Source organism: Elusimicrobiaceae bacterium (assembly GCA_017528825.1).
In the GTDB taxonomy this organism is placed as follows: domain Bacteria; phylum Elusimicrobiota; class Elusimicrobia; order Elusimicrobiales; family Elusimicrobiaceae; genus Avelusimicrobium.
The window spans coordinates 16,253-27,095 of record JAFXOI010000036.1 but is presented as its reverse complement, the minus strand read 5'-3'; the positions used below and the strand labels follow the sequence as shown (position 1 = coordinate 27,095).

The 10,843-nt window shown below is 42.8% G+C and carries 9 protein-coding genes and 1 riboswitch; of the genes, 1 reads left to right on the top strand and 8 read right to left on the bottom strand.

Annotated elements, in window-relative coordinates:
• A partial coding sequence (locus IKN49_06715; protein MBR3632728.1) for a macro domain-containing protein occupies positions 1 to 353 on the bottom strand: 353 nt, incomplete at its 3' end.
• 184 nt (positions 354 to 537) lie between these two features.
• Here IKN49_06715 and IKN49_06710 point away from each other — a divergent pair.
• The gene (locus tag IKN49_06710) at positions 538 to 1,590 is read left to right on the top strand and encodes a site-specific integrase (protein ID MBR3632727.1); all 1,053 of its coding nucleotides are present in this window, start codon (positions 538 to 540) and stop codon (positions 1,588 to 1,590) included.
• Positions 1,591 to 2,349: 759 nt separating this feature from the next.
• Here IKN49_06710 and IKN49_06705 read toward each other — a convergent pair.
• The 7 genes from IKN49_06705 to IKN49_06675 form a co-directional block, all read right to left on the bottom strand.
• Positions 2,350 to 4,134 (bottom strand): ankyrin repeat domain-containing protein, encoded by a 1,785-nt coding sequence (locus IKN49_06705; protein ID MBR3632726.1) that lies wholly within the window; start codon positions 4,132 to 4,134, stop codon positions 2,350 to 2,352.
• A gap of 139 nt (positions 4,135 to 4,273) precedes the next feature.
• Positions 4,274 to 5,851 (bottom strand): ankyrin repeat domain-containing protein, encoded by a 1,578-nt coding sequence (locus IKN49_06700; GenBank protein MBR3632725.1) that lies wholly within the window; start codon positions 5,849 to 5,851, stop codon positions 4,274 to 4,276.
• 96 nt (positions 5,852 to 5,947) lie between these two features.
• Positions 5,948 to 6,742 (bottom strand): ankyrin repeat domain-containing protein, encoded by a 795-nt coding sequence (locus tag IKN49_06695; protein MBR3632724.1) that lies wholly within the window; start codon positions 6,740 to 6,742, stop codon positions 5,948 to 5,950.
• A gap of 92 nt (positions 6,743 to 6,834) precedes the next feature.
• Positions 6,835 to 7,254 carry a hypothetical protein gene (locus IKN49_06690; GenBank protein MBR3632723.1) on the bottom strand — a complete coding sequence of 140 codons (420 nt, stop codon included), beginning with the start codon at positions 7,252 to 7,254 and terminating at the stop codon, positions 6,835 to 6,837.
• 89 nt (positions 7,255 to 7,343) lie between these two features.
• Positions 7,344 to 7,430, bottom strand: a riboswitch (SAM riboswitch).
• Between the two features lie 39 nt (positions 7,431 to 7,469).
• Positions 7,470 to 8,498 carry a hypothetical protein gene (locus IKN49_06685; protein MBR3632722.1) on the bottom strand — a complete coding sequence of 343 codons (1,029 nt, stop codon included), beginning with the start codon at positions 8,496 to 8,498 and terminating at the stop codon, positions 7,470 to 7,472.
• Between the two features lie 3 nt (positions 8,499 to 8,501).
• Entirely contained in the window at positions 8,502 to 9,833 is a 1,332-nt protein-coding gene (locus IKN49_06680; protein MBR3632721.1) for a sugar transferase, read from the bottom strand.
• Positions 9,834 to 9,848: 15 nt separating this feature from the next.
• Positions 9,849 to 10,787, bottom strand: a complete 939-nt coding sequence (locus IKN49_06675) for an SDR family NAD(P)-dependent oxidoreductase (protein MBR3632720.1) — start codon at positions 10,785 to 10,787, stop codon at positions 9,849 to 9,851.
• Positions 10,788 to 10,843 lie beyond the last annotated feature (56 nt).

Here is a 10,843-nt window from a genome sequence, read left to right as displayed (position 1 = left end):
GTAGAAATGGAGGGGAATGCTATGCTGCGTATCCCCTGTTCTTTGGCAATCTGCAGCGAGTTTCTATAACACAATTCCAACAGCTTATCCTCATTCTTTTTTCCGCCATGCCATACCGGACCGACTGTGTGAATCACATACTTACAGGGCAAGTTATAAGCGGCGGTTATTTTTGCTTGTCCCGTAGGGCAACCTCCCAATGTACGGCATTCTTTGAGCAATTCCGGCCCTGCAGCACGATGTATAGCCCCATCCACTCCACCGCCACCCAACAGCGTATGATTAGCGGCATTTACGATGGCATCTACTTTTAGTTTTGTTATATCATCTTGAATGACGGTTAGTTTAAGCATATCTATATTTTAGAAAATTCCAACATATTTTCGGTTTGTTAATATCTTTTTGGAAAATAACTATCGACGAGAAGTACTGAATTTCATAGAAAAACCTTACGAATAGCAACTATTCTCCCGAAAGAAGAGTTACTATGTTCCTACGACGCAAAGTTCGAGTTTGCGTTGTAAGGAGAACTGCAAAATGGCATTAATACAAAGATTCGGCGTTTACTATGCCGATTTTAGAGTACCAAACGGGAAACGTTCGAGGATATCCCTACAGACCACCAACTTAAGAGTGGCCAAGGATAAATACGCGGAGTTGGTAAGCAGACGCAAAAAAGCCAAAGAAAATCTAATTGTGGACATGGAGTGGGATGCTTTTAAAGACAGATTATTTCGTTTTATGTCTGCCGAAAGGTCTGAAAGTACGATTCGATGGACTAAATTGGCTATAAAACGCATGGAAGACTTTAATACACCGCGCTTATTACGGGATGTAACTCCCAACCTTTTACAAGGGACAAAGGAGTATATGATTAATGAAGGATTCGGTAAGCATAATATTAACCGTTGCATGCAAGCCCTCAAAGCCATTATGCGACTAGCTGAAAAATGGGACTTAATGCCGGAGCAGAAATGGAAGGCCGTTGGTAAACTTAAAACACCCAAAGGGCGCGTGGTATTCCATACGGATGAGGAAATAGATAAACTTTTGGCGGCCTGTCCTTCCTTGGGTTGGCGTATAGTGGTGCTACTAGGGGCCGATGCCGGACTTAGGAGAGGGGAAATAGCGCATTTACGATGGCAAGATGTGGACTTTGAGAATAATCAGCTTTATATTGCCCCTGATAAAACGGAAAACTTTAGGTTCGTTCCAATGACTCCAACACTGAAAGAAACCCTTTTACAGGCCCAAAATGGCGCAAAAAGCGAGTACGTGGTGGATGTGGGCCGGGAGTCTAGTCGCAATAGTAAGGATTTTCTGACATCCTACTACCCTAGGATTGCTAAAGCCGCAGGGGTTAAGAGCTTCCTTCACAAATTACGCCATACATATGCTTCCCAGTTAGTGCAAAAGGGAATTAGTCTTTATGAGGTATCGAAGCTATTGGGCCATAGCAGTATCCAAATGACTGAAATCTACGCACACCTAGTCCCTGCTGACTTGCAACGGGCGGCAAAGTGTATGACTCCACGAAAAATGCCGGAGTTTAACTCTTTGTTTGAATCCGGATCAGGAACTGCAAAATGAACAAGAATGGGGTGACTAGGGCCAAGAGAGGTCTAAAAGGGCACGTTGGGGCGGTTTTGGGGCTTTCTCCTGCCGTCTTAGCGATGGCACTCTTTTGGACACCTTTCGAAGAAGGTTCTGTGCACCCCATAGTCGATTTAGGGTCTTTTTGGGGCCTATTTTATGCGCTGTTAAAAGCCGAACTTGTCGAAGTGAAAATGACCTCAAAACATGTGTCTAAAATGTTAAAACGAGCTCCTGAAAAATGGTACACTATAGCGGACACGCTCTCGTCGAAGGTTCTGTGCTTGTTGGGCGCACGTCTTAAAATATACCCGTTCTCCGTCGAGAGCGGGTTTTTTCTTATACTTTTCCGACGACACTTTTTGAGCAAAATGAGCAAAATTACGCAAATCTTGTATATTGTTAGTGGACCCTGTATGGTACACAGTTAGTGCCCCTATCTTTTATTATTCCTCGCCGACAAAATAGCAAATATACTCTTAAAATTCGGTGCTACTATCCGCAAACCCAAATCTTCCGTTAAATTCCCTTATACTATAATTTTAAGTTCTCGCCGAACTAGTATGTAAAACTCGTCAACTTTTTCGCAAAACTATAAATATAGTGGTCACAGTATGGTCACTATAATGGCACAGTTTTTTGCGTTGCGAAAAGAAATTCTTGCGAGTTTTATAGTGACCTTTTTACATACTTTTGGGCATTATCAAACCCCTCACATTTCTGCAAGGGGTTGTATCTAATGAAGGTACTACTTACTTAAAAGATGTTGGCACTTCCGTCTGTAAATACACAATAGCACCCAGGTCTGGTAAATCCGTCTTTAGGTGCACGACCGTTGGGCCAGTATCGGTTATCGGCTATCGGTTTGCCTAACGTGGCACAGCAAGCAGCACAGGCAGCGTTTGTACGGGGTTTGTTATTCACGCACTTGTCGCAAGTAGCCCCTGTAAATTGGTGTTTACTATCCCCACAAGTACCATTGCCGGACGAGGTTGTGGATATACCATTTAACGCTTGAGCCATAGTAGTAGCAGGAATACTCCCGTCTTTAGTTAAAGCATATTGTGCTACACCTAAACCTACTTGCTTAATACCGTCAAGGAACGTTTCCTGTAACACTTCGCCTAAATCTTTCCAGAAGGTGGATTTCTTACCTTCCAGGGTTTTCTTTTCTTCTTCGCTAAGCGTCAAACCTTTCCCTTCCAAAAAGGAAATGACATCTTTCTTGCAGTTAAAACGGTTAGCAAAATACAAAGCACCTTCATTTATACCAGTATGTAATCTGACGTTGACATTAGCACCTGCATCTAACAAGAATTTCATTTTATCAAGGTCACATTTTATAGCGGCATTTAACAGAGGCGGCCAATATGTATAGCCGTATTGAGCATCCAAAGAGGCACCTCTATTTTGCATTTGTTTGAGTAATGCTATATTCTTATTGGTGACGGCTATATTCAAAATCCGCTGTGGATGTATCAATCCATTGTCTAAAAGCATATTGATAACACCCATCTGGTTGTTTGCTATGGCCACTTTTATAACGTCATTGCCATTATCATCCTGTGCAAATAAATCTACCCCTTTGTTAAGTAAGTTTTGTATGGTTTGCACGTCGCCATTTTTAGCGGCTTGGATAAGGGAAAGCTCGTCTTGGGTTACAGATATGTTGGGTATATTTTTTTCGGCTTCTTTGAGTAATTTAATAACCTCTTTCATTTTTGCCTTCCCTTCTTTTTTATATCCAAATTTTTCGCTATCGTTTTGCTTTTGTATAAACTCGCGAGTAGTTTTCCCATTTATTTTTTTATGCGGATTAGCTCCGGCTTCTAATAACATTTGAACTACTTCAGGTTTATCAGCCACAAACAACGGTATCTGCCCGTTGCCATTACGTAAATTAACATCTGCACCGTTGGTGATGAGATATTTCACCATTTCCGGTTTAAATGTCCATGTAAGAGGGGTACGCTCCATCATGCCACTACGAGTATTTATATCTACCCCATTCTTTAACAAAAGTTCTACAGCAGATTGGTTATTATAAAAAGCCGCATTATTAAGAGCTGTTTGGCCTTTGTTATCTATAGCAGTAATGGGGTTAATTCCTTCCGAAAGACCAAAACGCATAACGTCCAAACCTTTTTCGCCTTCTACTTTGGGTGCAGTAGCAAAAATGAGTTGTGCCATAGGGCTTTCGGGGTTTAATTTGGCTCCTGCTTGACGTAAAGTGGGTACAATGTCGGCATATTGCCCTTTCACAATAGCGAGGGTTAAAGGAGTATTACCGTCTTTGTCCGTAACATTGGGATTTACGCCTTTGTTTAACAGTTCCTTCACTTTGGCAACATTACCTATTTCAATAGCGGCAAAAAGTGCTTGCTCATTACTAGATTGTGCAGTTCTCCACGTAGCAATAGGTCTATGTCCCATAGTGGGCGTATTAGGTTTCGTTTGGGCAGGGGTTCCGGTTCTAACTTCCGCAAAAGCTGTCCCCACGCATAGTGCCAAGGCAAATACAGGTACAATAATTTTATGCATGCTTTGTCTCCTTTAATGTTGTGGTTGTTATCCCCCAATGGGGACTTCCTTAAAAGTATTGTAGCACTTTTGGCATAACGGGAGTAAAAAACCCCTCACATTTCTGCAAGGGGTTCTATCTAACAGAGGTACTGCTTACTTAAAAGATGTTGGCACTTCCGTCTGTAAATACACAATAGCACCCAGGTCTGGTAAATCCGTCTTTAGGTGCACGACCGTTGGGCCAGTATCGGTTATCGGCTATCGGTTTGCCTAACGTGGCACAGCAGGCGGCACAGGCAGTATTACTCCGAGGTTTATTGTTTACGCACTTATCACACGTAGCCCCTTGGAATTGATGTTTACTGTCCCCACAGGTAGTACCATTTGACGACGTTGTGGACATACCGGATAATGCTTGGGCGGCGGTGGCGGCAGGGATACCCCCATATTGCCCAATAAGTTGCGGTACAATAGCCACACCTACTTCAGCAAGACCTTTTACAAATATGTCTCCTACATTTTCTTTACCGTATTTGGCTTCATATTCTGCTTCTGCTTGTTTCCACTCGTTGACAATATCTTCTTGGTCTTTCTCGGTAAATTCGGCCCCATACCCTTTAAGCCATTGGAGTAATTGTTTGCGTTTGTTACCCAAATTCGGACCGGATACATAATAAAGCACGCTATTACCATGTGCTACATATTTAACATTGGCTCCTGCTTGTAAAAGTGTATCGGCCTGTTTGGTATCGTAGTTATTTTTATAGAGTTTGGAAATCACTTCATACAACGGTGTTTCGCCATTTTCTATTTCTTCCAAATCTGCACCTGCGTTGATAAGAGCTTGTAAGATTTCTTCATTTCCGGTTTGGGCGGCATCTAATATCCCTTTTCTAGCATATGCACCATTTTGAAGTAGCAACGGGAACATGGCGGTTTGCTTATTGTTAATCGCAATAGTTAAGGCATTTTGTTTGTTGGCATTGAGGATACGAACGTCTGCCCCTGCGGCTAGTAACTGTTTGGCAGTTTCTTCTTGTCCGGCCTCTACTGCGGCCATAAGTGCGGTATTAAGGAGTTTGTCTGATGCGTTCGGGTCTGTACCTTTGGCTAACAAGTTGGCAACGGTAGCAGTATCTCCCTTTTTGGCGGCTTTAATAAGTGCTTTTTCATCTTTAGTAGGTTTGAAAGATTTACCTGCATATTTGGGATTTGGTTTAGCACCTGCTTTCGTCATAAACTCATACATTACGTTATAATCGGTGGTCTTGTAATCGGCATTACAATTTTGACGTCTTACATAATCCATAGGCACTTGTCCGACACCGTTTCTTGCATTTAGGTCAGCTCCGGCTTGGATTAAAGTTTTGACTCTATTTAAATTACAACCGTTTCCGTCATTTCCTCTATCAATTGCACCCGTTAATAGCGTATGACCGTTAGCCATATAGCCAAAATCATCGTAACTAACATTCGGGTAAGCATTTGTAGCATTGATGTCTATGTTATTCTCATAAAGCACTTTCTTTAACTCCGTAGCGTTACCGGAATTAAGTGCGTTTGTAATCTGGTTTTGGATAGTAGGATTTTGAAAGGTTCTCCATGTAGCAATACTTCTATGCCCTATAGTGGGAGTATTGGGTTTAGGTCTAGCAGGGGTGCTTGTATGTACTTCCGCAAAAGCGAACCCTGTGGCTACACAAAGCGCAAATAAAAGGGTGGTAATTTTTCGCATATTTTATCTCCTTGTAATAAAATATTTTCTAAAAGTATTGTAGCATATCATACCCACATATACACTAAAAACCGCCCCGTTTAAGAGGCGGTTGGTCTAGAATAAGCAAAATAGAAACTTACAGTATTTTCGTTTAAATTCTTCTTGAGCTTCTCTTTGGACTCTTCTTTGTTCATCTCTTTTCTGCTCTTCTTGAAACTCTTTTGCACTTTGTTCTATTTCGGTTAATTCTTCTTCTGTTAGGGATAGTCCGGCTTTTTTCATCTTCTCTATAGCATTGGCATAATAATTGGTGTTTTTAGTTCTATCAACGGATACTGCATAATACAGAGCCGTATGGCCATAACTATCCACCAAGTGAATATTTGCCTTATGCTCTATTAAATACTCCACGTTTGCGGCATAATTGGCATCGTAATTAGCTGGAATATAGAATGCGTGCATTAACGGAGTTTTTAGATTACCGTCTAAGGTATTAAGATCCGCTCCCTTTTCTACGAGATACTTTACTCTTTCATCCACTTGTGTTCCGGAATCCTTATTATCACGTATCATAGCTTCTAGCGTTGTTTGATCAGTGAAATCTCTTCCGTTAATATCTACCCCCTGTTCTAATAAATAATCTGCGATATCAAAGTGGTAATTATAGACAGCATACCGAAAACTTTTATTGCTAGCTTTCACACCCTCTTTTATTAATCTTTTAACTTTATTAAACTGTCCATCACGTGCGGCATAAGCAAAAGTAAGATCTATATCACTATCTTGCTTCGGGCCCAACTTCACTTCAACCATTTGTTTTCCGTCAGTTATTATGGCCGTCCCTTCTTTCGCAAATCCGGCTTCTATACAAAGTAAAAGTGCAAGAACAAGGAATGAAAATCTTTTCATACTCCGTCTCCTTGGCATTATTTTGGTAGCCTTTATTGTACCACATCATATATGGGTATAAAAAGACCGCCTCGTTTAAGAGACGGTGTGGTTTATTTCTTGCAGGCTTCTAGCAACCTTTTGTGATAATAAATTTTAGCATGAACGTTGGGGGTATGAATTAATACATATGCCCAGTCCATAGGCATAAATTTATCTCGTACCGCATGGCCTTTTTTTCCCAAGCGTTCGTATTCTTCCATATCTCCCCTGCAAGCCGCCGCACTCCATTGAGTTTGTAAGTCTAAATACTGTTTTACTAACTCGCTTTTATCCTCTTCGGGGAATGATTGGAATGTCCGCACTTTATATTTGCATTTGGCACTCGGGCGGTAAGTATAATGTAGCAACTCTTCCCAGTCCGCTTTTGAGAACTCTTCTAGCACCTTGTTTACTTTTTTTATTTCATCTTTCGTTGTGTCTTTGGTCCACGTCTGTTGCGCTTCCAAATATTTCTTTATTAGTTTTCTCATAAAAATACCTCTCCGTATAGGTTGTATTTATTTACTCCCCACAGAGAGGCAAAAAGAAAACCCCATCGACAGATAGGGCCGTATATTCTACCCCATCTTCCAAGCATTAGCACCTTGCCTTGCGGTAGGTTGCTGTGTAGTCGTAGGGCTTGTCCCTCGTACACTCTCTATGGTAAATACAGTATAGCAATTTATTGCCAAAACAGGTTGCCGGCTTATTTATCTGTTATTTTCTTTTTTAGCACCCATACATCAAAAGGAGCTACTTCGGCAGTTTTCTTTTGGATAAATAATTTTTTATATTTTCGGCTTAACAATTCCGCCGGAACGGCTATAGGTTGAGAAGAGCGGTTCAGTAAGATTAAATAGAGATGATTTTTGTATTTTCTAGCCTGTACGGCTAGGGGGGGCTCTGTGGTTAGCGAACCTTCTGTCAATATTCCTTCTTCCAGCACCGGCCGTAAGCGAGCTATTTCTTGCGATACTGCCTTTACGTGGGCCCACCATGTAGGTTGTGCCTTTGGTAAAGCAATACCCTCTGTAGTGAAAATAAAATAAAATAAGCCGGTTGCTCCGTTCAGTATTCCATCATAAGACATAAAGCGAATTTCGGCTTGTGTCGGAAACCGTCCGATACGGTCTTCGTCCGGGCGGTGTTGTTTATATTCTTTCCAATTAAAGGTCTGCACCACCCCCCATAGCGGTCGGTCTGCCACTGCATAGGCGGTTTGCCCGGCTTTGGCATAGCGTACTTGATCGCCAAACGAAGTTAACGGTAAATGCGGGACCGGATACCAATCTACCATTAAATGATCCGGTAAATCATAATAAGGGGTAGCCGTACGGCCTTGCCCAATGACTAGCGCATTGGAATGTGCGGCAAATGCCTGTCGGACGCGGTCTTGTTCGGCCTGTACGCGGGCGCGACTCCATTGCCACACGTCCGGCTCATCTACAATATACCATGCCAGCACCGGCCAGTTGCGTGCTTGTTCCTGATAAGCTGAACCCAGCACTTGTTGTGGATGAAAAACCACTTGCATCCCGAGCTTTTGCGCTTGGCGTGCTAAAGGGGCCAGTTTTTCGGGTTCTTTTTGATACGATTGAATACAGGTAAAGCCGGCTTTTTTAAGTGTCGCCAGATCGGCGGGGTCATCTACCCCATACATACACAAGGGGAAATGGCCGGCTAGTAAGGGCCATGCGCTGCCTATGATACCGCCCAGCAAGAGCAATTTTTTCATGGCTTAACTCACTTTAGAGTCTTTAATAAACATACGCAAGCCGGTTTTGATCATGATTTCAAAATCTAACAGTAGCGAGCGGTTTTTAATATACCACACATCATACGAAAACCGGGTGAACGCGGCTTCAAAAGCCACCGGATCTAAATTTTCCGGGGAGTGCTCGCGAGAGTTAAAATAAGTAGGAGGTGCTTTAAAATTTAACTGCGCCCACCCGGTAATGCCGGGTTTGACCAGTGTACGCAAAGCGTGATTGGGGACATATTGCTGCAAAAACTCGTGCTCGTTAAACCAAATTGGGCGTGGTCCTACAAAAGAAATATCGCCGCGCAGTACATTGAAAAGCTGCGGAATTTCATCTAATCTGAAACGGCGCAAAATTTTACCGCAACGGGTGATATCTTCTTCAGTGCCCCCGGGTTTTATGGTGCGGAATTTATAAATATAAATCGGTTTTTCTAATTGTCCTACACGTTTTTGTATAAATAACGGGGAATATCCGTCTATGATCCAAATAGCTACCCAAATCAGCACGGCTAGCGGCAACAAAAAGGGTAACATCAGTAGTGCCAGCACCACATCTGCGGCGCGTTTGAGTAAAGGATAAATGGTGTTTTCTTGCCGGCTGCCAATCCCGCGCAGTAACCACTCGTTATCTTCAATACTTTCACGGGAAGAGCGGCGCAAGATTTTTTCGTAAATATTAAAATCGGTATCTACTACCGCCCCTTTGGCAATAAAATCACGGGAAATAATATCCCATGTTTCGGGTTGCTGGGCAAAGAGCTTACTGCCAATGACTACATAATCTAAATTGCGCAGGGAATAATGCTTTTGGGCAGAGGGAGTTTGCTCCCACGCGCGCACGTTAAACCCGCGGGAAGAAGCCATTTCCGCAGAGAGCTGTTGCAAGGTGGCACTTTGGCCGAATAAATAAACATTTATTTTGGCGGCATCCAACTTAAAATAATTGCGCCGCAAGAAGTAAATATACGAGAAATAGACCAGTAAAATGACAATTAAAATACGTCTTGGCGTAGGTAAATGAAAGGGAAGCGCCGCAATAAAGTAAATCATAGCGGCCGAACTAATCAGCGAAATAAAACCGGCTATAGCTAAACTTTTGTAGGCAATTTTGCGTTTACGCAGTTGTTTTACATCATAGAAAGAGAAAAGCCATACCACAAAACTGACTAGTAAGAAAATAGGGACAAATACCCACAATTCTTTGATAAATAAAGAGGCCGATACTTCTCCGTGACGCAAAAATACCAGTAAGTAACTAAGTACAAAAAAGACTAAGGCGTCTAAGATAAAAAATAAAGTTCCGTTCATAGCTTTTCCCAATGCTTACAATGGATAGGAGTCCCACATTTCCTGTAGCCCTTGCGCTAAACTGACCTTTGGCGTAAATCCTAAGGCGCGTAGTTTAGAAATATCTGCGGCGGAATCATGCACGTCTCCGGGGCGTTTCGGGCGCGAGAGGCGGGATAATTTGTGTCCGCATATCTTTTCTATTACATCCGCCAGTTCCAACAGCGTATAGGTCGTGCCGCTGGCTACATTATACGTTTGCCCGGGTTGGCCTTTTTGAGTCACCAGCAGATTGGCTTGCACCACATCCTGTACCGATATAAAATCACGCCGTTGTAATCCGTCCCAATCAATGCCCAGCGGTTGGTTGGCGGCGGCTAATTGCATAAATTTGGCAATGACAGCCGCATAGGCCGCATGGGGGTTTTGCCCCACGCCAAACACATTAAAATAGCGCAGTACAATAGTTTCTAATCCATATAAACGTGTGTAGAGCTGACACAATTCTGCGGCGGCTTGTTTGCTCCACGCATACGGAGATTGACAATCGGTAGGGGTTTGCTCGGTATATGGCAGTTCGGTACGGGTGCCATAGACAGCTGATGAAGAGGCAAATACCACCCGTTTGACTTGGTGTTGGCGGGCCGCTTCTAATACGTGTTGCGTGCCCAGTACATTGATGCGGGCCGTTTTTTGCGGATCTTGCACCGATTCCGCCACCGATACAAGGGCCGCATGATGTAGCACATAATCTACCCCTTTACAGGCATCTGCCACTTGTTCTAACTGACAAATGTCGCCTTGTATAAAACGGATTTTATCTGCAATCGGGGCCAAATTGTGCAAATTGCCGCTGGATAAATCATCCAGTACGGTGACCTGCTGGCCTTGCTCTACGAGGGTGCGTGCCAAGTGAGAGCCTATAAAACCGGCTCCTCCCGTGATTAACCAATGATGTTTTTGCGTGTACGGCATGGAGAACTCCTCTTTTTTATATTATACTTTATATTGAAGGCGTGACTTTAAAAATA

Excerpts from the sequence above, each read along its gene's own strand:
- IKN49_06710 (MBR3632727.1), top strand. The coding sequence starts at position 538 with ATGGCATTAATACAAAGATTCGGCGTTTACTATGCCGATTTTAGAGTA.
- IKN49_06700 (MBR3632725.1), bottom strand. The coding sequence starts at position 5,851 with ATGCGAAAAATTACCACCCTTTTATTTGCGCTTTGTGTAGCCACAGGG.
- IKN49_06705 (MBR3632726.1), bottom strand. The coding sequence starts at position 4,134 with ATGCATAAAATTATTGTACCTGTATTTGCCTTGGCACTATGCGTGGGG.
- IKN49_06675 (MBR3632720.1), bottom strand. The coding sequence starts at position 10,787 with ATGCCGTACACGCAAAAACATCATTGGTTAATCACGGGAGGAGCCGGT.
- IKN49_06695 (MBR3632724.1), bottom strand. The coding sequence starts at position 6,742 with ATGAAAAGATTTTCATTCCTTGTTCTTGCACTTTTACTTTGTATAGAA.
- IKN49_06680 (MBR3632721.1), bottom strand. The coding sequence starts at position 9,833 with ATGAACGGAACTTTATTTTTTATCTTAGACGCCTTAGTCTTTTTTGTA.
- IKN49_06685 (MBR3632722.1), bottom strand. The coding sequence starts at position 8,498 with ATGAAAAAATTGCTCTTGCTGGGCGGTATCATAGGCAGCGCATGGCCC.
- IKN49_06690 (MBR3632723.1), bottom strand. The coding sequence starts at position 7,254 with ATGAGAAAACTAATAAAGAAATATTTGGAAGCGCAACAGACGTGGACC.